This is a genomic window from Wolbachia endosymbiont (group A) of Barypeithes pellucidus, assembly GCF_964030885.1.
In the GTDB taxonomy this organism is placed as follows: domain Bacteria; phylum Pseudomonadota; class Alphaproteobacteria; order Rickettsiales; family Anaplasmataceae; genus Wolbachia.
In genome coordinates this window covers 384,567-411,491 of the sequence record NZ_OZ034985.1, presented here as the reverse complement: position 1 = coordinate 411,491, position 26,925 = coordinate 384,567, and the positions used below count along the sequence as shown (strand labels likewise).

21 protein-coding genes and 4 pseudogenes are annotated in these 26,925 nt (G+C 35.6%); 15 read left to right on the top strand and 10 right to left on the bottom strand.

The annotated features are described in order from the left end of the window. Positions 1-653: 653 nt before the first annotated feature. From gatA to ACQH1X_RS02180, 3 genes are all read left to right on the top strand, one after another. A complete protein-coding gene (gene gatA, locus ACQH1X_RS02190) occupies positions 654-2,150 on the top strand; it encodes an Asp-tRNA(Asn)/Glu-tRNA(Gln) amidotransferase subunit GatA (RefSeq protein ID WP_425386425.1) in 1,497 nt (498 codons plus the stop codon). 738 nt (positions 2,151-2,888) lie between these two features. Then, positions 2,889-3,845 (top strand): IS5 family transposase, encoded by a 957-nt coding sequence (locus ACQH1X_RS02185; RefSeq protein ID WP_264735368.1) that lies wholly within the window; start codon positions 2,889-2,891, stop codon positions 3,843-3,845. 293 nt (positions 3,846-4,138) lie between these two features. Continuing rightward, positions 4,139-4,267: a hypothetical protein gene (locus tag ACQH1X_RS02180; protein WP_425385836.1), complete on the top strand. Its 129-nt coding sequence runs from the start codon at positions 4,139-4,141 to the stop codon at positions 4,265-4,267. 181 nt (positions 4,268-4,448) lie between these two features. Here the strand turns inward: ACQH1X_RS02180 and ACQH1X_RS02175 are convergent, their stop codons facing one another. Continuing rightward, positions 4,449-5,471: an IS110 family transposase gene (locus ACQH1X_RS02175; RefSeq protein ID WP_425385829.1), complete on the bottom strand. Its 1,023-nt coding sequence runs from the start codon at positions 5,469-5,471 to the stop codon at positions 4,449-4,451. A 401-nt stretch (positions 5,472-5,872) separates the two neighbouring features. On the opposite strand from ACQH1X_RS02175, the gene radA reads away from it, so the two are divergent. Next, positions 5,873-7,216, top strand: coding sequence for a DNA repair protein RadA (radA, locus tag ACQH1X_RS02170; protein ID WP_425386424.1), 1,344 nt, complete (start codon positions 5,873-5,875; stop codon positions 7,214-7,216). On the opposite strand, the gene ftsY is transcribed toward radA, so the two are convergent. Beyond that, complete coding sequence (gene ftsY, locus ACQH1X_RS02165) at positions 7,203-8,114, bottom strand: signal recognition particle-docking protein FtsY (protein WP_425386423.1); 912 nt, start codon at positions 8,112-8,114, stop codon at positions 7,203-7,205. The two genes, radA and ftsY, sit on opposite strands and share 14 nt — an antisense overlap. A gap of 179 nt (positions 8,115-8,293) precedes the next feature. Between ftsY and iscU the strand changes: the two genes are divergently transcribed. From iscU to hscA, 4 genes are read left to right on the top strand one after another with little or no spacing between them, the layout of a single operon-like run. Next, complete coding sequence (iscU, locus tag ACQH1X_RS02160) at positions 8,294-8,677, top strand: Fe-S cluster assembly scaffold IscU (protein WP_007548853.1); 384 nt, start codon at positions 8,294-8,296, stop codon at positions 8,675-8,677. A 12-nt stretch (positions 8,678-8,689) separates the two neighbouring features. After that, the gene (locus tag ACQH1X_RS02155) at positions 8,690-9,103 is read left to right on the top strand and encodes a HesB/IscA family protein (protein ID WP_425386422.1); all 414 of its coding nucleotides are present in this window, start codon (positions 8,690-8,692) and stop codon (positions 9,101-9,103) included. Then, positions 9,096-9,554 (top strand): iron-sulfur cluster co-chaperone HscB C-terminal domain-containing protein, encoded by a 459-nt coding sequence (locus tag ACQH1X_RS02150; RefSeq protein ID WP_425386421.1) that lies wholly within the window; start codon positions 9,096-9,098, stop codon positions 9,552-9,554. Before ACQH1X_RS02155 ends, ACQH1X_RS02150 begins: the two co-directional genes overlap by 8 nt. Continuing rightward, positions 9,532-11,289, top strand: coding sequence for a Fe-S protein assembly chaperone HscA (gene hscA / locus ACQH1X_RS02145; protein WP_425386420.1), 1,758 nt, complete (start codon positions 9,532-9,534; stop codon positions 11,287-11,289). Before ACQH1X_RS02150 ends, hscA begins: the two co-directional genes overlap by 23 nt. Before the next feature lie 7 nt (positions 11,290-11,296). Here hscA and lepB read toward each other — a convergent pair whose 3' ends face one another. Further along, entirely contained in the window at positions 11,297-12,043 is a 747-nt protein-coding gene (gene lepB, locus ACQH1X_RS02140; RefSeq protein WP_425386419.1) for a signal peptidase I, read from the bottom strand. A gap of 547 nt (positions 12,044-12,590) precedes the next feature. Between lepB and ACQH1X_RS02135 the strand changes: the two are divergent. After that, positions 12,591-13,069 (top strand): annotated as a pseudogene (locus ACQH1X_RS02135) (IS4-like element ISWosp8 family transposase); the annotation flags it as partial. Positions 13,070-13,457: 388 nt separating this feature from the next. Here the strand turns inward: ACQH1X_RS02135 and ACQH1X_RS02130 are convergent. Together ACQH1X_RS02130 and ACQH1X_RS02125 are read right to left on the bottom strand one after the other, a co-directional pair. Then, the gene (locus ACQH1X_RS02130; RefSeq protein WP_425386418.1) at positions 13,458-14,048 is read right to left on the bottom strand and encodes a CvpA family protein; all 591 of its coding nucleotides are present in this window, start codon (positions 14,046-14,048) and stop codon (positions 13,458-13,460) included. A 57-nt stretch (positions 14,049-14,105) separates the two neighbouring features. Next, positions 14,106-14,702, bottom strand: coding sequence for a riboflavin synthase (locus ACQH1X_RS02125; RefSeq protein ID WP_425386417.1), 597 nt, complete (start codon positions 14,700-14,702; stop codon positions 14,106-14,108). A gap of 681 nt (positions 14,703-15,383) precedes the next feature. Between ACQH1X_RS02125 and ACQH1X_RS02120 the strand changes: the two genes are divergently transcribed. The 4 genes and pseudogenes from ACQH1X_RS02120 to ACQH1X_RS02105 form a co-directional block, all read left to right on the top strand. After that, on the top strand, positions 15,384-15,791 hold the full coding sequence (locus ACQH1X_RS02120) for an IS5 family transposase (RefSeq protein WP_425386416.1): 408 nt from the start codon (positions 15,384-15,386) through the stop codon (positions 15,789-15,791). A 6-nt stretch (positions 15,792-15,797) separates the two neighbouring features. Then, positions 15,798-16,163 (top strand): transposase, encoded by a 366-nt coding sequence (locus ACQH1X_RS02115; RefSeq protein ID WP_425386642.1) that lies wholly within the window; start codon positions 15,798-15,800, stop codon positions 16,161-16,163. A gap of 280 nt (positions 16,164-16,443) precedes the next feature. After that, a pseudogene (locus ACQH1X_RS02110) lies at positions 16,444-17,225 on the top strand (IS982 family transposase). A 239-nt stretch (positions 17,226-17,464) separates the two neighbouring features. Further along, positions 17,465-17,998, top strand: a pseudogene (locus ACQH1X_RS02105) (transposase); the annotation flags it as partial. 2 nt (positions 17,999-18,000) lie between these two features. Here ACQH1X_RS02105 and ACQH1X_RS02100 read toward each other — a convergent pair. The 5 genes from ACQH1X_RS02100 to ACQH1X_RS02080 all read right to left on the bottom strand — a co-directional run bounded on the left by ACQH1X_RS02100 (position 18,001) and on the right by ACQH1X_RS02080 (position 24,186). Continuing rightward, positions 18,001-18,177 (bottom strand): hypothetical protein, encoded by a 177-nt coding sequence (locus tag ACQH1X_RS02100; protein ID WP_425386415.1) that lies wholly within the window; start codon positions 18,175-18,177, stop codon positions 18,001-18,003. Between the two features lie 11 nt (positions 18,178-18,188). Further along, on the bottom strand, positions 18,189-19,490 hold the full coding sequence (gene ltrA, locus ACQH1X_RS02095) for a group II intron reverse transcriptase/maturase (RefSeq protein ID WP_425385808.1): 1,302 nt from the start codon (positions 19,488-19,490) through the stop codon (positions 18,189-18,191). A gap of 26 nt (positions 19,491-19,516) precedes the next feature. Further along, positions 19,517-19,903: a hypothetical protein gene (locus ACQH1X_RS02090; RefSeq protein ID WP_246433168.1), complete on the bottom strand. Its 387-nt coding sequence runs from the start codon at positions 19,901-19,903 to the stop codon at positions 19,517-19,519. 354 nt (positions 19,904-20,257) lie between these two features. Further along, the gene (locus tag ACQH1X_RS02085; protein ID WP_425386414.1) at positions 20,258-22,609 is read right to left on the bottom strand and encodes a hypothetical protein; all 2,352 of its coding nucleotides are present in this window, start codon (positions 22,607-22,609) and stop codon (positions 20,258-20,260) included. Positions 22,610-22,620: 11 nt separating this feature from the next. Beyond that, the gene (locus ACQH1X_RS02080) at positions 22,621-24,186 is read right to left on the bottom strand and encodes a hypothetical protein (RefSeq protein ID WP_425386413.1); all 1,566 of its coding nucleotides are present in this window, start codon (positions 24,184-24,186) and stop codon (positions 22,621-22,623) included. A gap of 199 nt (positions 24,187-24,385) precedes the next feature. On the opposite strand from ACQH1X_RS02080, the pseudogene ACQH1X_RS02075 reads away from it, so the two are divergent. Together ACQH1X_RS02075 and ACQH1X_RS02070 are read left to right on the top strand one after the other, a co-directional pair. Beyond that, positions 24,386-25,163 (top strand): annotated as a pseudogene (locus ACQH1X_RS02075) (IS5 family transposase). Between the two features lie 170 nt (positions 25,164-25,333). Further along, the gene (locus tag ACQH1X_RS02070; protein ID WP_425386412.1) at positions 25,334-26,884 is read left to right on the top strand and encodes an ankyrin repeat domain-containing protein; all 1,551 of its coding nucleotides are present in this window, start codon (positions 25,334-25,336) and stop codon (positions 26,882-26,884) included. The last annotated feature ends 41 nt before the right edge of the window (positions 26,885-26,925 follow it).

Genomic DNA, 26,925 nt, shown 5'->3' with positions numbered 1-26,925 from the left:
GTCAAAACTCGCACTACGGGGCTTCTTTGCCTTTTTTTTTATTTGGTAAATTTCTTAAATATTTATGACTAAAAGAGCCCGTGAAGGGTGTCATTCCAGCGCGTGGCACTATCCAAGAGGGTGTCATTCCAGTGCTTGACACTGGAATCCAGCTTTTTCATAATCATCAAAACGTTGTACTTTAACATAAAACGGCTACTTTTATGCTTACCAACTTAATAAAATTCCTGGATCCCAGTGTCTGGGCACTGGGATGACAAGAGAAGGTACTGGGATGACACCCTGACAACCGTCATCCCGCTGCTTGTTAGCGGCTGAGATACCGTGGCGGTATGACGTAGAATTTTATACTCACCAACTCACCTGGATCCAAGTAGTCTGGGCACTTTAGACAATGTTACAAAAAATATTATAGAATTTAAGAAGATAATCCCTAGAAAATTCCCACGTTCAAAGGTAAGTCGTGTATAATGTTGTTTAATGTTTTGAATAGAAGAGTAGGCGGCATAATTTAAGGCGTATTGCCAACTTAATCATAAACCCATTTTGGTGAATCTAAATTACCTTAGCTACATTTCTAGCTGTAACTATAAATGTATGGATTTTTTATCGTACTATGTTACAATTAATGTCTTGCTAAAAATTAAATATTAATGAACGAACTAAGAAGGTTAAGTATTACACAAATGCATGACGGGCTCAAAAAAAAGAGTTTTTCTGCCGTTGAACTCGTAGAGGCGCACATCAGTGCGGTTGAAAATGAGAAATTAAATGCATTTATAACAAAAACCCCAGAGGTAGCGATGAAAGCTGCCAAAGCTGCAGATGAATATTTCTCTAGGCAAAAGGATGATTTAATCTCGCCGCTCATGGGTATACCAGTTGGCATCAAAGATCTATTCTGTACAAAAGGAATAAAAACAACATCATGCTCAAAAATGCTGGAAAATTTCGTTCCGACTTACGAATCTACGGTGTCTGACTTGCTTTTAAAAAGTGGAGCAGCCATGCTCGGTAAGCTTAATATGGATGAATTTGCTATGGGTTCTGCGAACACAAACAGCTATTTTGGCCCTGTTGAAAATGTGTGGATTAGAAAAAGTGATGGGGAAAAAGTTGTTCCTGGTGGATCATCTGGTGGATCTGCAGCATCGGTTGCTGGATTTTTATGCGCTGGAGCGTTAGGGAGCGACACCGGTGGATCTGTACGCCAACCAGCAGCTTATTGTGGAGTAGTTGGAATAAAGCCAACTTATGGAAGATGCTCGCGTTTTGGTATGATTGCATTTGCGAGTTCTCTGGATCAAGCAGGAGTCATTACTCGTTCTGTCTCTGATTCAGCATTAATGCTGGAAGCAATTTGTGGCTATGATACAAAAGATTCAATATCAAGCGAAAAGCCAGTGCCTAAATTTTCTAGCTTCATAAATGGTGATGTCAAGGGTAAGCGTATTGGTATACCAAAAGAATATAGGATGGATGGAATTTCAGAGGAAATAGTTCATAATTGGGAAAGAGTTGCTTCCTATTTAAAAGAAAATGGTGCTGAAGTTGTTGACGTTACTCTGCCACATACTAAATATGCAATACCAGTCTATTATTTAATCTGTTCTGCTGAAACTTCATCCAATCTTGCTCGTTATGATGGTGTGCGTTATGGATTAAGGGTTGATGCTGATACCCTTGAAGAAATGTATTCACTAACAAGAGCAGAAGGTTTCGGTAAAGAGGTGAAAAGAAGAATTTTAATTGGCGCTTATGCGCTTTCCTCAGGTCATTACAATGAATATTACGAAAAAGCGCAGTGCATTAGGGCATTAATCAGAAATGATTTTATAAAAGCGTTTGAAAAAATAGATTACATACTTGTGCCATCTGCTCCAACAGAAGCTTTTGGCTTAAATGAAAAGCCAGATCCGCTAATTATGTGCATCAATGATGTGTTTACTGTGCCGGCAAGTCTGGCAGGATTGCCTGCTATTTCTGTTCCTGTAGGACTCTCCAATGAGGGTTTACCACTTGCCTTGCAAGTAATTGGAAATTATTACGACGAAGCTGGAATATTAAATGTGGCAAGTGTGATAGAGCAAAATTGTGGCAGAACAATTAGCACTGATTTCCATCCAAAAGAGTGTCATTCCAGCGCGTGAAGCTGGCATAAAACGGAACTAGAATTAAATGCAAAAATTGCTTTACAAGCTTCGCCAGCCCCCTTATCATGAAACTGAAGCTATTTATTTATCTTCGCAATCTGTGCAGGTTAATGACAAAAAACTTAGGGTATTTGGCGTCTCATGTTTAATTTTTCGCACTACATGCATCGCATGTCTTTAAAAATTTTTAGGTTTTTACCTATATAAGCCGAAACGCGCTTACAAAGCGTTTAAGACAGCAAAAAACGTCAAATTGACAAGGGAGAATTTGAATACTAGCTACTATGGGGTTTCTTTGCCTTTTTTCCTGCTTAGTAAATTTCTTAAACACTTGCGGTGTAGGTTAGTTGCAAGTTAAAAGCAGCTAAATCGCTCTTAATCAAGCGTTTTAGAATAAAAAAACGCCGATATTTTAGTACATAGTGAATAGCTAACCACCACGGGGCTTTTTTTGCCTTTTTTTTCATTTGGTAAATTTCTTAATATTTATAGCAACATGAACAAACATTTGAGAGTAACTTCCGCTAGTAGGGTGTCATCCCAGTGCTCCTGTGATGTCATTCCAGTACTCCTTTCTCGTCATCCCAGTGCGTGACACTGGGATCTAGCCTTTATTATTTGGTTGAAATTAAGTCTTCTGGATCCCAGTGGGCTTTGTTGCATAGCAACCGAAAAAATCTGGTAGCTACTGACAAAATTCATTATAAATAACCATTTAACTGTTGAAGAAAAAATATGCCACAGAAAATGAAAGTCAGTAACCAAAACGAATATAACAAATTCCTTGAAAAAAGGGGAAATATTTTTCGTTACATCGATGAAGCTATCGAAAATTGGTATGAAAATAGTCCAAAAATGCAGGGCGGCAACTATATTTACAGTGATAAAGTCGTAATTTTGGTGCATATAATTGTCAATCTTTTTAGAATTGGTTTAAGACAAACGGTGGGGTTTATAAAAGGATATCTGCAACAAATAGGAAAAAATTTGGCAGTTATCAGCTATTCACAAGCATCAAGAAGGTTTAAAAAACTTAATATTAAGATAAATGATTGCAGGGTTGATAAAAGCAACATGGAAAATATTGAAATTATCATAGATAGCACAAGTATCAGCATTTACAGTAACACTCCTGGCCACAGTAAGGAAAACAGTGCAGATAGAAAGTACCGAAGCTACGAGCAAGTAAGAAAGTTACATGTTATGTTAAGTGTGAATAGTAAAAAAGCTATAGCTGCAAGATACAGTAATGGCGTCTACTCTGACCACTATGGAGCTTGCGATTTGCTTGAAGAAGTTAATTTTCAGCACAAAATAAAAGCATTATATGCAGATAGGGCATACGATAGGCACAAACTTTATAAATTGTGTAAGAAATACGATATAAAGACAAAAGTTCTACCAAAAAAGGATGCAGCAGAACATTCAAAAATAGATTATATGTCTGACAGAAATGCTGCTATTAGGTTAATAAAATTATATGGACAAGATGGTGTAAAAGAGTGGAAAAAGGAAGCGATTTATGGAAAGAGATCTTACATAGAAGGATTTTTCTCAAGGTTGAAGCAAGTATTTGGATTTAGCTTTAGGAATAAATCTGAAGTAAATCGTGAAAAAGAATTACTAATTAAGTGCTATTTGCTCAACAAATTCACTGATATTGGTATGGCTAAATTTGAAATCATTACATAAATTTGTCGTAAACCATCACTGCTTAAGGTGCTATGCAACAAAGCCATCCCAGTGTCAGTTACTTTCATGACATCATCATAAAGTAAAATGAGATCCCAGTGTCACGCACTGGGATGACGAGAAAGGAGTACTGGGATAACACCTACGCACGCTCACTTTGTCATTCCAGCGCGTGACGCTGGAATCTAGTTCTTATTGTACATTTACTTGGTGTAGAGTTAAGTTTCCTGGATCCCAGTGTCTGGGCACTGGGATGACACCCTCTTGGATGGAAACCAGTGTCAGCTACTCGGATGACAGGAGATACCGTCTCGCCAGTCAACAAGAAAATTACAAAAATTGAATCTAAATTGCCTAAGTTATATTGTGAAATCAAAAAATACTGCCAATTCCCGTCCTGTGTAGCGGTATACAGATTGTAGTTGTATTAAACAAGAGCCTGATATTAGTTTTGACTACCTCAATTCTTCTGTCAGTTAATTCTTGTCTGTCAGATTAAATCTTGTCTTTTACACTTATCAACATATACACTAACCAACTACATTCAATAAATTTGTGTAAGATACCATTTTACATAAGATAGAATGGAAGCATTTTTCGATTTTAAATTACTAAAGCTTCAGTCAATCTCCTAGTCCTGTAGCTTTTGATATGGTCAGGATTAAAAGCCTTTTTTGATTTTAAAATACCAAAAACAATATGAAGCAACTTACGCATTGCAGCACCAACAATGGCCATATTATGCTTGCCTTTTTCTTTTAATCTCTTGCAAAAAGTCATAATAATAGGATTGTGATTTTTAGCTACTATAGCAGGAAAATACATGGCCTTACGTAGTGTTCGTGAACCTGATTTACTTAATCTGGGCTTGGCATATACAGATGAACCTGATGTTATATTTCGTGGTATAGTTCCAGCGTATGCTGCCAATTGTCTGGCATTTATAAAAGCCTTTGTGTCAGGAATTTCAGCTAAAATAGCTATTGCTGATTCCTCTCCTATTCCTGGAATAGTCAATAAGAGTTGAAAGTTTTCCAACAACTCTTTGTGCTGTTTTAATAGTTCACGTATGGAGTTTTTTATTGTTTCTATTGATTGTTCTATGTTCACTGCAAGGTTTTCCCAAGCATTTGCAACTTCTTCAGGCAGTCTCTCCTTCTTTTCTAAATGATTATTTACGAATGTTAATCCATCTTTTAACGCAACCGAGCAACGATAAAGATGTTTTAATTTTTTCATTTCAGGAGAAGGTGGTGTCCAACGAGTAGGTTCCTGTCTTTGGCAATAATCAGCAATAATTTCTGCATCGGTCTGATCATTCTTTTGTCTTACAAGCTTACTCCTCGCATAAGATTTAATACAATAAGGATTTACAACACTTACAAAATGTCCAGCATTGTGTAGAAATTCAGCCAAAGCTTCACTATAACAACCGGTAGCTTCCATACAAGCTTTCACTTGCTCTACGTTATGTTTTTGTAGAAAGCTCTGCAGACCTTGAAACCCATTATCATCGTTCTTAAAGCTTCTTTTCCTAGTTTCACGTTTTCCTTTTTTACTTATAAATGAGAGAAAAACATCAAAGCGATCTTTTGATACATCTATTCCCAGAAAGTTGTTGATCATATATAACCCCATACGTTACTATTTAAAATGAAAAGTAAGGCTAACCTTGTGAATACAGAATTAGAACCATTTAGGTTTTTCTACGATACCGTCCAGCCTATACTTTTGAGAAGGGAATTCTTATCTCCTCTACAGATTTTATATCTAAGAAGAAGCACAGAGTTCCTCCCTTCTCCACCTAATGCTTAAGCTTAAAACATTAGATGCTTTTGACAAGATACAAGTAGAGGCTACTTAGATCCTGGAGGGAAGCGTGCGTGCAATTATTGTGCATGAATTTAAATGGCACAACTTATGACAATTATCTTCGCACCACAACGTTTGTGAGACTCAGTGTTTAGATTTACTTCGCCTATTCAGCTAATTTTTATTACAATTATAACAAAATAATTTTGATTTTAATGAAAACTGTATATGTATGTCAATCCTGTGGTCACAGCACTGGTAGGTGGGTAGGGAAGTGTATTGCATGTGACAATTGGGATACAGTTGTTGAGGAAATAGCAGTAAAAACGAGCAAAAGAAGTATATCTTCGCCAATTTTAATAAAGACGTTATCGGGTAGCGAAATTATCATTCCAAGTCGTTTCCTAACAGGGATAGAAGAATTAGATAGAGTTTTTGGTGGGGGTATCGTTCAAGGTGCTAGCATTTTAATTGGTGGCGAACCTGGAATTGGGAAATCTACCCTTTTGCTTAAAATTGCAGCTAATGTTGTGCAACTTTCCTCTTTTGAATGTCTTTATGTATCTGGCGAGGAATCTTTAGAGCAAGTGAGTCTCAGAGCAAAGCGTCTTAAGATAAATGAACCTAAAATCAAGCTTTTATCTACAGTGTCTTTAACTGATGTAGTAGCAACAATAAAGGAAAATAAAAGTATTAAATTCTTAGTAATTGACTCTATACAAACAATGTATGATAGCAGAATTACATCGGCACCAGGAACTGTAACTCAGGTTCGTACTTGTGCACATGAATTAACCATTCTTGCGAAACAATATGGTGTTTCTCTCTTGATAGTTGGCCATATAACGAAAGATGGACAAATAGCTGGACCTAAAACTTTGGAGCATATGGTAGATACGGTATTATATTTTGAAGGTGAAAATAGTAATCAATATCGCATTTTACGCACTATTAAAAATAGATTTGGTCCTGCAAATGAAATTGGTGTTTTTGAGATGTCTGAAGCAGGACTTGTGCCTGTTGATAATCCATCATCATTGTTTCTGATGGCCCATGACAGAGAAGTAGTTGGCAGCGCCGTATTTGCAGGAATTGAAGGTTCAAGACCAATTTTAATGGAAGTGCAAGCATTAATAGCAGGGACTAATATGGCAACCCCAAGAAGGGCAGTAGTTGGGTGGGATATTAATCGATTGGCTATGATCATCGCGGTGCTAAATGCTCGTTGCAAAATGTTTTTGCATGATAAAGAGGTATACCTAAACATTGCAGGGGGACTCAAAATACAGGAACCATCGGCTGATCTTGCTGTTGCTGCTTCCCTTATTTCAAGTGTAGTAAATTTACCGCTGCCAACTTCTTCAATAATCTGCGGTGAAGTTGCACTTTCAGGAGAAATTAGGAATGTCTCGCATGCTGATCTCAGACTAAAAGAAGCACAAAAGTTAGGATTCAAAAAAGCAATTATGCCTAAAAATGGTAATTACTCTTCTCATGATATTGAGATAATTAAGCTTGGTCACGTAAGGGAATTAAGAGAAATTTTTAATTACAATTAAATAATGCTTCAGCAAATTCTTTACTAGTAAACTCCTTTAAGTCCTCTATACTTTCGCCAATTCCTATAGCATGTAACTTTACCTTATAAGCTTCTGCAAGTCCAATTACTACTCCGCCCTTAGCGGTGCCATCTAGCTTTGTTACGATTAGCCCGGTAACATTAACCATTTTGCTAAATGCTTCTAATTGGCTATAAGCATTTTGGCCGGTAGTTGCATCAAGAACTAAAATAACGTCATGAGGGGCAGTGTCATCCAATTTCTTTATCGTTCTATATATTTTTGATAACTCCTCCATAAGGTTCACATTATTTTGTAGCCTGCCTGCTGTGTCAATTAGAACAACATCAACGTTATCTTTTATAGCTTGACTCACAGCCCTATACGCCACACTTGCAGAGTCGCTACCGTACTCTCCAGTAACAATGGAACAATCAGAACGTTCTGCCCAAATGTTTAATTGTTCACTAGCAGCAGCTCTAAATGTATCGCATGCAACAAGCATAACGGACTTTCCCATCTCCTTATATTTATATGCAAGTTTACCTATAGTTGTGGTTTTACCATTACCATTTACTCCGCATACCATTATTATATGTGGTTTTTTATTTAAAATTAACGGTTGCACGACAGGGTTTAATATAGCTTCTATTTCGTTCATTAACTGCTGTGTGATGATATTATACTCAACTTCCTTGTCAAATTTGATGCTTGTGAGCCTGTTAATAATTAATTTGGAAGTTTTATGACCAATGTCCATGCTAATTAGCAATTCTTCTAGCTCATCTAAAAGCGACTGATCTAATTTTTTTTTGCCAGAAAAAATACTTTTCACCCCGTCGCTAAAGCGAGAAGAAGTTTTTAACAGTCCTTTATAAAGGTTACCAAATAAACTCAAGGGAATACTCCTTTTAAAATTACAATATAAAGAATGACACGCACTACGTGTATTTGTAAAGTAAATACACTCGTAACCCATATATTTTGTGAGTAAAATATACTGTTTGCTAGTGCATTTTTCTTTAGTTTTTAACCTAAATATGTTATAACGTAGAATAGCAGTTCACAGGTAATTTTATGAGTTATAATGAGAAAATTTTAGATCATTACGAAAATCCAAGAAATGTTGGCTCTCTGGATAAAAATGATCCAAATGTTGGTACTGGTTTAGTTGGTGCACCATCGTGCGGTGATGTAATGAAATTGCAGATAAAGGTCAATGACAAAGGTGTTATTGAAGATGCAAAATTTAAAACTTTTGGTTGTGGTTCTGCCATTGCTTCAAGTTCCTTGTTAACAGAGATGATAAAAGGGAGAACCATCAGTGACGTTACACAGATAAAGAATACTCAAATAGTGGAAGAGTTGTCTTTACCTCCAGTGAAGATACACTGTTCGGTACTTGCTGAAGATGCTATAAAGGCTGCTATTCATGACTATCAAAGTAAACAAAAGAATTAAGAAGCTACGAACATGGGTGAATATCAAGAAGTAGGCGGAGGTAAAACTGTAAAAAAGAATAAAAAACTTATCACTATAACTGCGGAAGCAGTAGAAAGGATAAGGTATTTATTGGACCAAAAGAAGCATACTAACCTCGAGAAACCGGAAGAAGCAATAGGAATAAGAGTGCTAATTAAACAAAAAGGATGTTCTGGTTTAAAATATGATATTGAATATGCATATGATACTCGTCCTTTAGAGTCGATAATTGAGGAAACCTGTAGTGATGACCAAAAAGTTAAAGTGTTGATCGATCCAAAATCCGTCATGTTTATTCTTGGCTCTGAAATGGATTATGTAGAAGAAAAATTTTCATCGGGTTTTGTTTTCAAAAATCCTAATGAGAAAGGAAAATGTGGTTGTGGAGAGAGTTTTCATGTCTAGCAACTATTTTGCATTGTTTGAAATTGAACCAACTTTCAATATCAGCTTTGATGGGCTAGAGAAAAAATATATTGAGCTAAGCAAGACTGATATAAATGAAAGACAGTCCAAAAACATGGAAAATATCAACAAAGCTTATCAAGTGCTAAAGTCACCACTAGAACGTGCCGAGCATTTGTTGAATCTTTTTGGTGTGGGAAGCCCAAAGGATCATCCGAATTCTGAAATATTAAATGAATCAATGGAAATAAGAGAGTACTTACTAGACTGCAACGATCTACAATTTGCAAGCAGGATGATTGATGAAAAAATAAAAGATTGCGTTAAAAACCTAATTAACACTTTTGCTGTAAAGAATTTTGATGGAGCTGCTACACAAGTCCTAAGATTAAAATATTTATATAAGTCATTTGAGGAGGTGAAAAAGAATGCAACCAATTCAAATTTCTGAACCAAATTCAAGTGAAGTAGTTTTTGGTATAGATCTTGGTACTACCAATTCTTTAATTGCCATGGTAAATAAAGCTGGCAATGCAGAAATATTTAAAGATGAGCAAGGAAGAGAGCTACTGCCTTCTGTTATTTCATATGAAGATAATACATTGAAAACTGGCTGTAACGTCGGTCGAAATGCAATCTACTCAATAAAGCGTTTAATGGGTAAAAGTGTTGAAGAATTAAATAAAGAAGGCCTCAATTTTGAAATAGATAACGAAAGTGAAAAAGTTATTAGAGTAAAATGCGCAGAGGAAAAGTATCTTACTCCTGTTGAGATTTCTGCTGAGATATTAAAAGCTTTATGTGAGAGGGTAAAAAAGTCTAAGGGGCTGGAAGTAAAAAAAGCAGTGATTACTGTGCCAGCTTACTTTGACGATTCAGCACGTAACGCAACTAAATATGCAGCAAAATTAGCTGGAATAGAAGTTCTTCGCCTCGTTAACGAGCCAACCGCTGCAGCGCTTTCTTACTCCATTGAAAAGAACAATAATAGTGGAATATATGCAGTTTATGACCTTGGTGGAGGAACATTTGATATTTCGATATTGAAATTACATCAAGGAGTGTTTCAAGTCCTTGCAGTTGGTGGTGACACCAAACTCGGCGGTGATGATTTTGATCATCTTCTGAGTTCAATTGTGCTTAATAAGTATAGAGAAAAGACTGGAGAAACCCCTAAGCAACTAAATTCCTTACTTATCGAATCACGCTCTGTGAAAGAGTACCTAAGCAATCACACTATGGGTATCTTCGAATTTAATGTTAATGGCAAGTCATTTAAATGCGAAATTACTAGAGAAGAATTCGAGCCGGCAATAAGTCCTTTAGTTAATAGGACTATCAATATAGTCACTCGTACTATAAGTGATATAGATCTTAAAATTGATGATATAAAAGGAGTAATTTTAGTTGGTGGTGCAACTAGAACACCATTGGTTCAAAATTCACTAGTCAAACTCTTTGGAAATAAAGTACTGAATGACGTGGATCCAGATAAAGCAGTTGCCATTGGGGCAGCCCTGCAGGCTCACGATTTAACTTCGAGCTCAAAAGATAGGAATATTCTCCTGGATGTTCTACCTTTATCACTTGGCATAGAAACTATGGGAGGCATAGTTGAAAAAATCATACCAAGAAATACGCCACTACCAGTTTCAGAAACAAAAGAGTTTACAACTTATGTTGATGGGCAAACAGCAATGAAAATTCACGTTTGTCAGGGAGAACGTGAAATGATAGAGGATAACAAATCTCTAGCGCAGTTTGAACTAAAAGGTATACCGCCACTGCCTGCAGGTTCTGCAAGAGTTGAAATAGAATTTACAGTTAACGTTGACGGGATCTTGACTGTTACTGCAAGAGAAAAAACTACTGGAATTGAGCAGGCAGTTAAAGTAAATTCAAGTTTTGGCTTGAGTGAAGCTGATGTTCAAAATATGGTTAACCAGTCAATAAACAGCTTTGATGAAGATATGAAGGCTCGTTCCCTTGCAGGTGCTAAAATTAATGGAAATAAACTCATACACTTGGTTGAAAACAATAATAACCTTTCCACTGATCAAAAGTTGAAAAACCTATTACAAAATGCAAAAAACGCTTTACAAGGCAATGACTTGAATGAAATTAACAACACTATCGCCGAGTTAGAAAATTCTTCTTTAGAGTTATGTGAATTAACAAATAGGTAGAAAAAGCTTACACAACCTTGTGCAATACCCTATTTAATCTCAAAGCAACAGGTAACCTGAAATTAAATGGTAACCAATCGACCTTCCCCAATTTAAACGATAAACCAACTATGCTTACACGCCCAATGATATTTTCCATTGGTACAAAACCAACTTCAGGAAACCTGCTATCCAAAGAATTATTTCTATTGTCTCCCATAACAAAAAATTGATCGTTAGGTACATAATAAACCGGAGTGTTATATGATAGCTTATTAGAAATGTTATCTATCAAAATCTCATGTTCCTTGCCACTTAAAAGCGTTTCTATATATCTTGGTATGTTACGATTTGACTCATAATCAAAAAAACTTTCAATTTGCTTTCGCTCTACTTTCTGATCATTTAGGTATAATTCTCCCTCTATTATTTGCACTTTGTCGCCCGGTGTTCCTATTACCCGCTTAACAAATCGGATACTGTCGTTTTTTGTGGGTTTGAAAACTACTATGTCGCCACGCTTTGGAGGGGTGTAAAAAATCCTGCCGCTAAAAATGTTTGGAGAAAATGGAAAGGAGTGTTTACTGTAACCGTATGAGTATTTACTAGTAAAAATGTAATCCCCTTCAAGTAGGGTGCTTTTCATTGAACCAGAAGGTATATGAAATGGCTCGAATAAAAAACTACGTATTGATAGCGCAATTAGTAGTAAAAAAAACAATGAAGATAAAAATCTTCCCGTTCTTATCACCCAGTTTTTGCTTAGTCCTTCCAACTTTGTTTTTCTTATAAATTAAGTTTATTATAATACATAAATTAAAAAATGGTAATATGAAATTTTACTTGTGAATGTTATTCCTCTATTCAAAACAATTTTGAAAAGGCGGTTCATTTCTTTCAACGGTGTCATCCAAGTAGCGTGACACATAACTGTACGAACATTGCAATTTGCAGGTAGGCAGATGAAAGTAGCTGACACTAGAATCCAGCCTTCCTGCAATCTCATCGAAAACGTTGTGTTTTAACAACCACTTTTTATGCTAGTTTGCTTGTAAGCAAGCAAACTGATTTGGTGAGTATAAAAGTATAGCTAACGCGAGCTCTACGTCATACCGCCACGGTATCTCTTAGCATAGATCCCGCTAACAAGTAGCAACTGTTCAGCCAATGGCGTCAACTTAAGGGAAAATATCAATGATTGTGCATAAAACTTCTCTCTAAATTTTTTACCATTAAATTACCCAAAAGCTGCAATAAACAGCACTTTTGTTTCTGTTTTATTTCAACAAAGAAGTCTAAAATGTGTCCTTTTTAGGTGAAACATGCAAAAAGGAAAAAATCTTATTCTACAAATTAAAAATATAATATACTCGAAAGCTTTTCAGAGAATCCATTGTGTTGAGTTTCACACGAACAAGCTTTTACGACAGTATTTTCTATGATTTTAAAGTTAATTAAGAAAAGTTTAGGAATAGAATGTGAGCTCATTAAGTTCCACCCTCAAAGCAAGCTTTTTCTAAAGCAAGATATAAATACAGGTTTTAAAGAATTTAAGCATCCAAACAGCCTATCAAGATGAGCCTGAGCTGGAGAGGCTATAGGTTTATTGCAGCAGATGGTTCTGGTATTCAACTCTGAAGAAATCGTATCCGAGTTTGAACCAAATGGAACAACAAGCACCGCTAGCAATTTGTTCGTTGATTTGTGTACTTTGCTAATTTGTAGTGCTCGTCTTGCAGTTTGGGAGCAAACGTTGGCAGAGGAGAACGACTCACTCCCCCTTTCGATGTTCACTTCCCTTTTCAACACGTTCATCAGTGGTTCACTCACGTTCGTCTTTCTGATCCACACCTTCCAGCTTATATGCTGATTTTTCCTTAACGCTTATGACCCTATCTCTTGAATAGAGCCACTTAAGGTGGTTTGAAACCTGCTCCTGAAAACCGATTTCGAAGGACCTCCTTCATCTTCAATAAAACAAACATTACTTTGTTTGTTACTGCAGCACACCATCATTCTTAGGGTCGAGAAATTTAGAAAGAGCCATTGCCAAAATGCTTAGAAAAGATTAATAATTATACACACAGTTATTCAACCATATTTTTGACTTACAATTTTGAATATTTGCTCTTAACCTGACACATATGGCTTTTTGAATACTCCCAATGAACATATTTATAAATAAATATTTACTCTTCTTTTTTATTGTTTTTAGGTTTTTCTTGATCAACCATTTCTCCACCGATCTCTTTTATTTTTAGTATCAACGACTCTGGTACATACATGTCAATTACTTCTTCTGCTGTCACAAATAAAGTCTGATAAGAGTGTGAATTTATTATCCAATTAGGCAATATGTCTTCTGCTTTTATTGCAGAATGTTCCTCTTTTTTGTCATATACTGTGTAGCAATATAAGTGCACAGCAAAAAATAATATATAAGAGAGCAATATTCCTTTAAGCACTCCGAGAAAGATTCCAGTAACTCTATCGATAAACCCCAACCTTATGGGCGATAATATGTACATTAGCCAGTTATTTATTATCATCAATATAAGATTAAGTATAATAAATACAGAAATTGTAGAGAGTATGTTTAACGTAACTTTAGAATCAAAATATTTACTATAATTTAGAGTGAAAAAATCATAGTGATTAGCTGTCAGAAAAACTGATAAAAATAGAAACATTAGTGCGCATAGCTCTTTTATAAAGCCTCTAGTTATCGAGATTATTACACATAGAACAACAATGAAGATAATTAGACTATCGAAAAGCATATTTTATATCTATATGGTTTTCAAGATATAATAGTTATAAATAACGAGGTTGTAAAATTAATTGTATTTATGCTGCATCAGTTGATCTAAATACCTAGTGATCATGTCAATTTCTAAATTCAGATAATCATTTACTTTGTTGTACTGAAAAGTTGTATTTTCCCATGTATAGGGAGTGATATTTACTGTAAATTCCTGATTAATAACTGAGTTCACTGTGAGAGAAACCCCATCTAGTGTAACAGAGCCTTTTTTTGCAACAAATTTAATTAATTCTTGTGGGCATGATAGCTTGATTTTATGAGAATCTAAATTTCGCTCAATTGTTAAAATTTTTACTATCCCGTCAACATGACCCTGAACTAGGTGGCCATCGATCTTATCACTTAATCTCATTGCTTGTTCGAGATTTATTTTTTTGCCTATCTTCCACGTATTTAAGTTAGAAACCTTCATAGTTTCTTGAGACGTTTGGACTGTAAATGTATCGCTCATTATATCAACAACAGTTAAACACACACCAGAGCAAGCTATTGAGTCTCCTTTATTTATAGAAGGTAAGTTTTGTGTTTTGATATGGAAAATTTGATCAGAGTTGGAGTGAGTGGTAGTATCAGTTATAGTCCCGATATCCGTGATAATTCCTTTAAACATGTGGTGAAAATAAATAATTTTACCATGAAAAATTTTTTACAACAACTTATTTCTATTTTGTTATAGCTAAAGTAATTCTGGTTTACCGACGATTTAAAAAACGACAAATTTGTCATTCCGCTACTTGTTAGCGGCTAAGAGATACCGCGGCGGTTGTAAGTTAAAAATATGTTATAAAAGAAACACCTTGGTTACACTTTGTCAACGTCGTTACGCAAATGAGAGCTCAAGAAAAATGCAGACTAGAAGCACCGGCATGTAAAGGAAAGTTGTCAAAAAACTGGCCCTACCCAGAAGGTATGAATTAGGTATTGCTTGGTTGGAAGCAAGAGAAGATAATCACTTCTCAGAGTGGATAGGTGGCAGGTTGGCACTTTTTCTGAGTGTTCTTGTATAAAGTATATGAAAGAAGACCTCGTTACTCAGATTCTGCCACCGGTGATGCTCACAAAATGTGATGACCTCGTATAGGAGTTTGGACCAACCAGTACTCTGATATATTGAAATGTGCAATTGGAGGAAAAATATGCGTCACATAGGCATTATACCAATAGTTTTACTGTTTGTTACTTGCAAGAAGGAAAATCGGAGTATATTCAAACGTTTCGCTTAAAAGACTTAAGAGGTTGTCCGGAAACTAGTAAAAGGCTATAATATCTGAAATTTTAGTACGGGGTAAAGATGAGAAAAAAGTATCCAACAGATCTAAGCGAAAGGGAATGGGCAAGAATAGAAAAACACTTCAGAGTATCATACAAGAAAGGAGGAGGGCCGCCAAAGTATAGCAAAAGAGAAATATTAGAAGCAATTTTCTATGTATTGCGTACAGGGTGTCAATGGCGGTATTTACCAAATGATTTTCCGCTATGGAAGACTGTGTATGAGCAGTTCAGGCAATGGAAGAAGCAGGGAATTTTTGAGAAAATGAATTATGAAATTACAAAATATAGTAGAAGAAAAATAGGAAGGAATGAGCAGCCGAGTGCCTGTATAGTAATCTGTAAAGACTACAGAAAAAGGGGGATCAAAGGCTATGATGGAAGTAAAAAAGTAAAGGGTAGAAAAAGGCATATAATTACAGACACTTAGGGTTTTATACTAGGTTGTTACGTAGGCGCTGCTAACGAAAATGATAGAGATGGTATTAAAATAGCATTAAACAATATGAGAACAAAATATACTAAAGTTAAAAAAATGTGGGCTGACATGGGATACCAAGGAAGAAATTTAAAGAATCACATAAAGGAAGAATATGACATAGATATTGAAATTGTTAAAAGGCCTCCATGTAGATTTTGGGTGCACAAAGATACGCCACCTGAGCTACTACCAACAAGAGAACAAGGGTTTAAAGTACAGCCAAGAAGATGGGTTGTAGAAAGGACTTTTGCTTGGGTTAATAGGAATAGAAGGCTATCGAAGGAGTATTCACAACATCCACTGAGAATTTCATATACCTAGCTATGAGTAGGGTTATGTTAAAGAGGGAATATGCTTGAATTTACTAGTTTCTGGACAACCTCTAAGTTGGGCTTGAATACCATTTTCCTGCATAACACTTTCCACTGTTTTGATGTTATAATTTTTGCCTAAAGCTTTTATGTATTTTAGACGCTAACTATGGATTAGAAAAATAGTAAGAGAGGAGGGAAAAAGAGGGTAAACTCCAGTATTTTAGCGATAATAGGAGGTTACTCAATGAATAAGAATATAACACTGTTTTGTAGATGATTATTGTAAAATAATAGATGAAAATTTTGCAAGCAGACTACTGCCAAGTGGCAAAAAACCTACCAGAGTGCCAGAAATAACGTATTCTGAAATTATAACAATAATTCTACTATATCAGCAATCTAGATATGAAAATTTTAAATCATTTTATCAATACTATCTAAAGTTATTACATAAGTCAGACTTTCCAACACTGCCTTCATATGATAGGTTCATTGCATTAAAGCCGCGAGTTTTATGGTATTTAGCGATTCTGCTGCAATGGTTAAGCAAAAGAGACAGTATATTGATTCAACACCTATTGCAGTATGTCACAGAAAGAGAATCTCAAAAAACAAAGTTTTTTCCGGAATTGCTGAGATAGGAAAAAGCACTTATGGTTGGTTTTATGGTTTCAAATTACATATGGTAATCAATGAAAAAGGTAAGGGGTTACTTTGACAAAAGGTAATGTTGACGATAGGAAACCAGTTCCAGACCTGACTAAAAAATTAGCGGGTTTATTATTTGGAGATAAAGGCTATATTAAAAAAGATCTATTTTTTTGATAGAAATCTCAAGCTTGTGACCAAGATAAAAAAAGGTATGAAAAATGTATTAATCTCGCTAAATGAGAAGATTTTTCTGAGAAAAAGATCTATCATTGAAACCGTCTTTGGTTACCTAAAAAACAGATTAGATACCCGCCATAGAACTCCTATTAATTTTTTAGTTCACATTTTTTCCACCCTTATTTCATATTCTTTAAAACGGAAAAAACCTTCTATTTCCAACACTTTCTTCATCAGCTAATCCATAGTTAGCGTCTTGACTACTTGGATCCAGAAAAATTGATTGTGCACTATACAACATTTTCGATCAAAAGCTGGATTCCAGTGTCAAGCACTGGAATGACACCACCTGCCACGTAAATTGCCCGCAAATTGCAATGTTCGTACAGTTATGTGTCACGCACTGGGATGACAAAAAAAGGAGCTACTCGGATGACACCACTTTTGCTTCAATATTTGCGATGCCCCTGAACAGATACCAGCAAAGAAAATAGCAAAGATAGAGAGTACCGCGGCTATAAACAAGTAAGAAAATTGCACATAATGTTGAGCAAACAAGTCATAGCTACAAAATACAGTAATGGCGTTTACTCTGATCACTATGGAGCATTGGGGAAATTTGATGTTAAATATGCTATAAAAGCACTATATGCAGATAGGGCATATGATAGAAAAAAGCTCTATAAGCTGTGTAATCAATATGGCATAAAAACGAAAATTCCTCCGAAAAACAACGCAGCAGAGCATCCAAAATTGGATTATATGCTTGATAGAAATGCCGCTATTCAGTTAATGAAATTACATGGTGAGAATGGTATAAAAAGATGGAAAGAAGAAGTAAATTACGGAAAAAGATCGTATATTGAAGAATTTTTCTCAAGGTTGAAGCGAATATTTGGGTTTAGTTTTAAGAATAAATCTGAGACAAATAGAGAGAAGGAACTACTTATTAAATGCTACTTAATGAACAAATTTACTGCAATTGGTATGCCTAAATTTGAAATAGTCGCATAAAATTATTTACTCTGGAAAAAACTTACGTTGCTATGCAACAAAGCCATCCCAGTGTCGGCTACTTTGTTCGGTAGAAGCTGTAGCTTTACTCCTCTCGTTTGAGTTTTATTACTACAACTCCCCCTAAAGAACCGTGCTTGCAGATTTCCCGCACACGGCTCATCAATATTAGTTTTCACAGTCGTCCCTCTTATGCATATAAAGAAAAATGTATTTTTGGCTTTGGTAATGGATTTACTTCTACGTAGTGTACAAACTGTTCCCAGGTCATACTCTTTTTCTGACTACGCCGATTTATCCATTTAAATGCTAGCTTTCTTACTGATGTGTAAAATTGTTTCAAACACCAATAATTTCCGCTAATACCAAAGTAGTTATAGTGTCCTGTTAATTTAGCCTTCAGTACTTGCCACCAATCTTTAAGTCGAATACTTCCGCGGACTATTTTCAACCACTCCTTGATTTCTTTTAGTTTTCTGGCTAGATTTAACTTTGAGGTTTTATGTCCCATTATTAATCTACCACGACGACTTTTTGCACCATAGTGCGTAAACCCCAGAAAATTGAAACTTTCCGTCCTTCGTTTCTCTCTTATCGCTTGTTGCCACTCCCTCTTGCCAAACTTTACTACTCTGGTCTTGTTTTCAGATACTTCCAACCCAAATTTATTTAGCCTTTGTTTCAGTAATTCCAGAAATTCTTCCGCGTCTACCTTACTTTCGCAACAAACCACAAAATCGTCGCAAAACCTTATTAGTTGTATATATCCTCTGGATCTTGGTTTAAATTTCTTTTCTATCCATAAATCCAACACATAATGTAAGTATATATTTGCTAATACAGGACTTACTATACCACCTTGGGGTGTACCTTGTTTTGTTGCTTCATAATTTCCAGCTTCGACTATCCCTGCCTTGAGAAACCGCTTTACTAACCACAGCAAATTTGGGTCAGTTATTCGTTCCCTTAGACATCTCATTAGCCATTTATGCTGTATATTATCGTAGAACTTCTTGATATCCACTTCTACAATGTAGTTTATTGGCTTGTACATAACTGCTTTATCTAGTGCATTTACCGCTTGATGACAGTTTCTTCCAGGTCGAAATCCATATGAGCTGTCCAGAAAGTTTGCCTCGTAAATATTTTCTAATATCTTCTTCAGCATAATCTGTACTAATTTATCCTCGGTCGATGGTATTCCGAGTCCGCGTTTCTCTTTACTTCCAGCTTTCGGTATATATACCCTCTTTACTGGTTGTGGTTGATATTGCTTCCTCTTCATACTTTCTACTAGCACTTCGAGTTTCTCATTCAGATTTTCTCCGTATGATTCCACTGTTATCTGGTCTACTCCACAAGCCTTGTTACGCTTCAGTTCTTTATAACATCTCGCAAGATTCTCTGTATTTATCAGATGGACTAACGATGTGAATTTTAGTCGCTTATCTTGCTTTGCTCTTACTGCTATCTGGTTTAGTTTATTTTGCATGTTATTCCAACCTCCGTTGTATTGGCCTAGCAATCCCTATTCCAGTTACTATATTGCTGATCGCTTCCCCTTGTACGTGGCTTTCCCACATTCTGAGTACTATCAATCAGTCCGACTTCCCCTGCATCTTCCGCTAGTTCTTGCCTTTGTTGACTTGTTCCAGCGTACCTTTGTAGGAATGCATAGGATCTCCCAAGTTCACTTGAAGTCCATTTCAATACATGGCACGGTCTCAGATCCCGATAGAGTGAGTGATAACTTGCCTTTACGTTATCCTTCATGCTGTCTTCCATGGCCATGAAAATGTCGACCTCTATGTCTTCAGGTATTTCGGAACTCAATCCCTTCACTTTCGTTGTACCCTGCATTGTCCATCCCACTAGCTCTATTACACTCGTTACCTCATGCAACATAGTGGTCTGTTCCAAACTGTTGGCTAGACTTTGTTTGTGTTGGATTTTCACCAACTGTTCTCCAAGCACTTCTTGGCGCACCTTGGAATACCTCTTAATTATTGCTAAAATACTCGAGCTTACCCTGTTTTCCTCTTCTTAGCTGCACTTTTATCTCTTTATTTAATCCATAGTTGGGGTTAAAAACATTTTAGATGCCTCGCACTTTTATTATAGATTGTCTTTAACACAAATTTTCAAACTATTAAATCCGTGTCCACCTTGTAGTTAAGGAAGGACATTTCTCCATTGTTCAATCAAAGCGTGTACCTTCAACATTCTTATACCCGACGATAACTACTTCCTCTCTTCGATTTACTTGGCTAGGGATCTTGTATTGATGTTGGTAGCAATAGATAATCCAGATAGTTTACTGCTAAGACTGACATCTGTCGAGCTGTGCGGAACACCAGCCACAATAAACTTTTCGCTTACTAGTATCAAATTATCTCTTTTATCAGCATTGCTGTTGAAAACAACTCCAATAAACGCTACCTTGTCACCTTCTGTTATTGATTTGATATTTTGAGATCTTGCATATCCCTCTATCTGATTATTTGCTTCTTTTAACTTTTCACTAGCTGCCTCCTTTGTTGTTTCAGAGTACTTCAATTCAAACCCCATAGATACAGATTCTTTTAGCTCTTCCATCTTCTTCTTTTCATCAGGATTTTCGTTATCTACAACTTGTACCATAATATCAACTCTACCTCCTTCTCCAACTTGAAATTCTGTAAGTACAGCAATTACTTTATCTTTATCCAAATCACTTAATCCAGTGAATAGCCCATCTAAAAAAGCTTTAAACCTGTTTTCACTACTAATCATTGATACAAGACTTTGTTTTGGTTTCCCATTTTCATCACACATTAACTCTTTAACTGCATCAAACAAGTTTTTATATGCACATAACTCAAATTTATTGTCATTTCTTCCTAACTCTTTCTTTTTTCCTTCAATTTCTTCCCTTAATCCTTTTTGTTGATAATTTATTGCTTCTCTAAATTTATCAATTAATTTAGGTGCAAGATTGATTAGTTGCACCTCTCCTTTGAACTTATTCTTAGATGTGATAGATCTTGTTTGTCTCCCTTGAGAAGAAAAAGCTCCTTCAAAGTATTCCCTTGAATCTTTATTTTCAACCTTTACTAAGTCTTTATTTTGATAAAAAGTGCCAGGTGAAGGTGCTGATTGACTAGGTCCGGTTTCTCCATAACCCATTACATATACCTGAGTGACTTGTCTAATTTCTCCTTGTTTGAGGCCAATTTTATTTAATATTTCTTCAGTAAATGAATACTTGTTATACTTAAATTTTTCACTACCAGCTTCCTGTACATGAAAAATAAATACCTTGCTTTTATTGACTTGTTCCTTAATAACAATTATGTACGTAGTAAGACGGTCCTGTATATCTGCTTCTGAGTGGTTAAATAAGCATACTTTTATATCTTTTGCCTTTTTAGGCTTTTTTACTAAAGGCAACTGTCCAAGTAAGAACCTACTTAAGTAATCTCTTGTATATTGCTCTGAAGGAAACGTGTAGTATACTTGGCCTAATAGATTTTCCATTCTATTTTGAGTATCTTCATTACTATAAACCGTATTAAACAAGGATTGCATAATAGGTTCTTCATTTCTTTTTATCTTAGATGCTACTTCAGGAATTTTATATGATTTTTTCTGCTCATTAAGGTTAATACCTACACAAATAGCTTTATCAGCATTTGTTAATAAGCGCATCTTATTACGACGCAATCCCCTAGCGTAACTTTCTGCTTCTGTTAATGCATTATTTACATTACCCTCTGCCTTTAATTCCATTACCACAGGAACAGCTGACCAAGATCGCTCTTTTCCTCTTATAAGCAACATAATATCACTATACCCCCTCCCTGTTAATAACTCTAAGTATAACTTCAAGTTGTAGCGATAACGAAAGTTTATCAACATACCACTGATAAAGCCATGTTGTGCTGCTTCTTTGCTACTATTTTGTACGAGATTTTTTCCTTTGAGGTCAGAGTAAAGTTTTTTAGCTTCTTGAATTATCTTTTCAATAACATCTATACCATCTTGAAAGTCACCTGTAGCTAACTTAACTATACTGCCTTCTAAATTTTCATCTGCTTTGCAATCTACTTTTTTAAAATCTTTGACTTCAGGGTTCTTACTTGTTTTATGTTCTACTAAGACTTTAAACTTCCACCTCTGATCCTCTTTTTTCTTTTTTTCTTCTTCTTCAAGTATTTCTCTACCTATTAGAACCTTAGTTCCTACATTTTTGCCTATATTGTCGCCTATATTCTTTATTTCTTCCTCCAAATTGGCACTGGACTTTTTGCCTTTGCTTTCTGAGAAAACAAAAAGATGTTTTTTCTTATCTTCTCCAAATTCTGCAATAACATGTAAATCTTTTCTAATTACCTGAACTTCCCGAAAATGCAAATTTTGTAGCTCAAGTTTTGCAGCAAGTTCTGTGCTCTTTAAACTAGCGAACATGCCAAGAAAGAAGTTTATAAAGAACCCTTCCTTTTCTGGTGCAGCAGAAGCTCCACTTGGTTTTGGTATTTGATCCAAGAATGACTGAAATCTTTCTTGAAATTTTTTATTAGCAGTGCTCGCCTCGAAAAGATGCTGTATTAACTCCTTTTTATCATCTGGCATATTACCACTCCTTAATGTGTTCTATACTTAGATACGTCTGCTTGAATAGAAGCGGTAGACTTCAGATCATTTAAAGATGATGATACATCGCCACCAGCCTGACTAGCTTGCTCGAACTCATTTATTTTCTTATCTATAATATCACTTAACCCGCAGTCCGATAGTAATTCCAAGATTTTTGTCATAGATTCTTTTATTCTAAATTCCTTATGTAGGTTGCACGCGCAATCCCATTTTTGTTTGTAAGCAGGATTTTGTTTTAGAATTTCCTCTATAGCCCTTACAAAATTATTACTATATTTAGTATCATCAAGAACTTTATCCAACAGATCTTTTCTACCTTGAATGTATAAAGCACAACAAGGCTCCTGTAGCATACGAAATGACTCGGCTATCTCCTTACGCCCTGCTTTAGTTACAGAGTCTAATATCTTTTCTAAAGGCTCAAATGCACCAGCTTTGGAAAGTTCTGATAACATATTAATTAATCCAGGATCACCTTTACTTAATTTATTGAGACAGTATTCCCTATGTTTTGCAAAACCTTCTTTATCCAATATCCACGTTAAAAAATCACCTCTTACCTGCATTAATTTCTTATCAAGCGCCACACATACTTGACGTCCTATCCCAGAAATCAAGTGAACAGAATATTTCTCAAATGAGATATTCTCAGGCTCCAAACAACCAATTAACTCTTTTACATACCAGAACAAATACCTACCCTCTAACTCGTCCAATATAGAGTAATTGCCACGAACCTCAAAATCTTTCTGCAGAAGCATCTTATACTTATCAGCACCTAGATTAGCAAGACAAAAGTCTATGACATTAGCATTGCTATGCCTGAGATTGAAACTACCCGAGGAAGTAGCATACAGTGCTGTGTCAATTAAAATTCCATCACGTTCATTTTGTGTTATTCTCCCTTCTAATTTACCTAAAAAGAATTCAAGAGCTTCTATACACCCTTCTTTTTTTGCACATTCAAACCCATATTTCCATAAGTCAACTTGGGTGTTATAGTCTAAGTTTTTATGATAGTTCTTATTATATTTTGCTATTAATTCTTTGAAGTTATTTAGGATTTTTTCATTAGGATTTGAAATAAGGTCACCATTTTTATCCATTATCCGAATATAGTGTGACCAGAACTCCATCAGCCTAGAATACCTACCCAGTGTGTCTGTAACAAACTCCCCTTCTGACTCTGAATCGCCTTGATATTGCTTTAGAGATGGAAAATTTTTACGTATACTTTCCTCTGAGCAAAGCCAACAAACAACTTGATACCTGTCGTAGTCATCTAATAGATCTTCATCGTCTATTCTCTTTATGCCAAGTAATTCATTTACAATAGAGGCTCTATTGAGAATAAAATCACCAAATTGCCTGTGCATCCAATACTTAGCATCTGAGAAATTATTTAGCTTTTCAGCAACATAAGAAAGATCTGCACTCATTAAGATTTTTTTCCCAAATGGCTCATACCATTCCTTAATCTGAAAGCGCTTTACAGCATGATCTGGGTCACTTTCTGGAACTGAATTTATAAACTTTTTTTCATTTTCATTCATGACTATCTTACCCCCACCAAGTTAATATTAGCATCGTTTTTCATGAAAGCATATATTAGCCAGAATTGCAAGATTTTTAATGAAGAAAGAGTAGGGTTAAGGAAGGCTATAAAAAATTAATTAAAAAGAATGTTTAAGAGACTGTACATGATGTCAAGAAAGGAATAAACTAAGAGATAGTATATATAAATGAGGATATATGAGGAGTGTATACCCAAGTGACATAAGTCGGGAAAGATTTGAGATTATTTTACCAGATCTAGAGTCCTGTAGAAAAAAAACAAAACCAAGAAAACTGGATTTGTATGATGTATTTTGTGGAGTGTTATACGTCCTGAAAAGCGGTTGTCAGTGGAGAATGCTACCAAAAGCGTTTCCAAAATGGCGCAATTGTTACAACTATTTTAAAAAATGGAGTGAAAAACCAAGCATAGGTGAAGAAAGTATTTTGGAATGCGTTTAAAAAAAATTAGTTGGAGAAGTCCGAAGAAACAATGGTCGGAAAGAGAAAACCAGTTTCTGTATAATTGATGCTCAAAGTGTTAAAAACGCAGATACTGCTGAAAGAAAAGGCTATGATGCAGGTAAAAAGATTTTAGGCATAAAGCGCCATATTGCTGTAGATACACAAGGTTTACCGCATGCAATTTATGTAACGACTGCAGAAGCAGCTGATCGTAGCAGTGCTGTGAAAATGGTTAAAAATGCTAAAGAAAACCTCTCTGAAGTTAAAAATATACTAGTTGATGCTGGCTATACAGGAGAAAATTTTGCAACTCAAATAAAAGCAACTAGAGGTAATAAAACGAAGCGAATTACATACCTTTGCTGTATTGCCAAAAAGATGGGTTGTAGAGAGGTCTTTTGCTTGGTTGGAAAAATGTAGAAGGTTATGGAAAAATTGCGAGCGTAAACTCAACACCAGCTTACAAATGGTCGTTCTGGCTTTTACTGCTTTGCTTCTCAAAAGATTATGAACAGGTTCTTATGACACTAAGTTGAATGTTTTTCTATCCAATTTGAAATAAAAGATATTTTTCTACACCTATATACAACAAATTTGCTGTTCTAAAAAATACATAAAACTCTTGCTAATTAGATCAAGTGTATAATAATCAAAACATAGATTTTTAGAGTGAGGTAAATTATGTATCATAATGTACGCGAAAGTAACGGTAATACTAAGTTACATTGTGCTGCTTTTCATGGTAACTTAGAAGTAGTTCAAGCTCTATTAGATGAAGACGCTAATGTTGATGCACAAAACGACAATGGCGATACTGCTTTACATATAGCTGCTCAAGAAGGCCACTTAGAAATAGTTCAAGCTCTGTTAGATAAAGGAGCTAGTGTTGAAAAACAAAATAGTGAAGGCTGCGCTGCTCTTCATTGTGCTACTGAAAAGGGTTGCTTAGCAGTAGTTAAGTACTTTATAAATGAAAAAAGAATCAATGTTAACCAAAAGAACGATGATGACACTCCTTTACATATAGCTGCTGAAGATGGCCACTTAGAAGTAGTTCAATTTCTGTTAGAAAAAGGGGCTAGCGTTGAGGAACTAGGTAACGAAGGATGTACTGCTTTGCATTATGCTGCTAGAGGAGGTCACTTAGGGATAGTTCAAGCTCTATTAGATAAAGATGCTGATATTGATGCACAAAACAACAATGGCAATACTGCTTTGCATATTGCTGCCGAAGACGGTCGCTTAGCAATAGTTAAGTACTTTGTAGACGAAAAAGGAATTGATATTAACCAAGAGAACGATGATAATGAAACTCCTTTGCATCTTGCTGCTAGCAAGGGACGCTTAGAAGTAGTTCAATTTCTGTTGGAAAAAGGAGCCGTTTTTGAGGCAAAAGAAAATGATGACTTAACTGCTTTGCATTATGCTGCTACAAATGGTCCCTTAGCAGTAGTTCAAGCTCTATTAGATAAAATGGATAATGCTGACATACTAAAGAAGAGTTTCAAATATGTCTTGCATATTGCTGCTCGAGAGGGTTACTTAAAAATAGTACAAGCTCTACTAGACAAAGGTGCTGATATTGATGCACAAAACAAGGATGGCGATACTGCTTTGAATGAAGCTGCTGGACGTGGTCATTTGAAAGTAGTTCAATGTCTGTTAGAAAAGGGTGCTAGTTTTGAAACACGAAACAACGAAGGCTGTACTGCTTTGCATATTGCTGCTGAGATGGGTCACTTAGACATAGTTCAAGTTCTATCAGATAAAGGGGCTGATGTTGATACACAGAGCGGGCATGGTAATACTCCTTTGAATGAAGCTGCTCAAATGGGTTACTTAGACGTAGTTCGATATCTTGTAGAGAAAAAAGATGCTAATATTTATATAAAAAATACTTATAATAATACTCCTTTGGATAGTGCTTGTTCCAAAGATCGTAAAGATATTGTTGAGTATCTTAATTTTCAAGAAAAGAAGCATTCTGAAACTTCAAGAGCAATAAAGACCGGTTTCTCTGTAGGTGTAATAGCCACGTTGACAGTAACCATTGGACGCATTGTTACTCATATAAGTTTATCAATATTAGTTATTGCTGCATTGATAGTTGGAGCCATTGCTGGTGGCATGACATATACAGTATTAAAGCCTAGTACTAAGCTAAATGAATATGAAGTAGAGGGACAAAGTTTACCAGAAACCGATAACATCTTAAGAGTAAATGCTACATAGCTCTTGTTTTTTATGTCAAGTATATAATAATAAAATATGAG

Bases quoted from the DNA above. Each gene is read 5' to 3' on its own strand.
- gatA (WP_425386425.1), top strand. From the start codon at position 654: ATGAACGAACTAAGAAGGTTAAGTATTACACAAATGCATGACGGGCTC.
- ACQH1X_RS02185 (WP_264735368.1), top strand. From the start codon at position 2,889: ATGCCACAGAAAATGAAAGTCAGTAACCAAAACGAATATAACAAATTC.
- ACQH1X_RS02180 (WP_425385836.1), top strand. From the start codon at position 4,139: ATGACAGGAGATACCGTCTCGCCAGTCAACAAGAAAATTACAAAAATT.
- ACQH1X_RS02175 (WP_425385829.1), bottom strand. From the start codon at position 5,471: ATGATCAACAACTTTCTGGGAATAGATGTATCAAAAGATCGCTTTGAT.
- radA (WP_425386424.1), top strand. From the start codon at position 5,873: ATGAAAACTGTATATGTATGTCAATCCTGTGGTCACAGCACTGGTAGG.
- iscU (WP_007548853.1), top strand. From the start codon at position 8,294: ATGAGTTATAATGAGAAAATTTTAGATCATTACGAAAATCCAAGAAAT.
- ACQH1X_RS02155 (WP_425386422.1), top strand. From the start codon at position 8,690: ATGGGTGAATATCAAGAAGTAGGCGGAGGTAAAACTGTAAAAAAGAAT.
- ACQH1X_RS02150 (WP_425386421.1), top strand. From the start codon at position 9,096: ATGTCTAGCAACTATTTTGCATTGTTTGAAATTGAACCAACTTTCAAT.
- hscA (WP_425386420.1), top strand. From the start codon at position 9,532: ATGCAACCAATTCAAATTTCTGAACCAAATTCAAGTGAAGTAGTTTTT.
- ACQH1X_RS02130 (WP_425386418.1), bottom strand. From the start codon at position 14,048: ATGCTTTTCGATAGTCTAATTATCTTCATTGTTGTTCTATGTGTAATA.
- ACQH1X_RS02125 (WP_425386417.1), bottom strand. From the start codon at position 14,702: ATGTTTAAAGGAATTATCACGGATATCGGGACTATAACTGATACTACC.
- ACQH1X_RS02120 (WP_425386416.1), top strand. From the start codon at position 15,384: ATGAGAAAAAAGTATCCAACAGATCTAAGCGAAAGGGAATGGGCAAGA.
- ltrA (WP_425385808.1), bottom strand. From the start codon at position 19,490: ATGCAAAATAAACTAAACCAGATAGCAGTAAGAGCAAAGCAAGATAAG.
- ACQH1X_RS02090 (WP_246433168.1), bottom strand. From the start codon at position 19,903: ATGTTGCATGAGGTAACGAGTGTAATAGAGCTAGTGGGATGGACAATG.
- ACQH1X_RS02085 (WP_425386414.1), bottom strand. From the start codon at position 22,609: ATGCCAGATGATAAAAAGGAGTTAATACAGCATCTTTTCGAGGCGAGC.
- ACQH1X_RS02080 (WP_425386413.1), bottom strand. From the start codon at position 24,186: ATGAATGAAAATGAAAAAAAGTTTATAAATTCAGTTCCAGAAAGTGAC.
- ACQH1X_RS02070 (WP_425386412.1), top strand. From the start codon at position 25,334: ATGTATCATAATGTACGCGAAAGTAACGGTAATACTAAGTTACATTGT.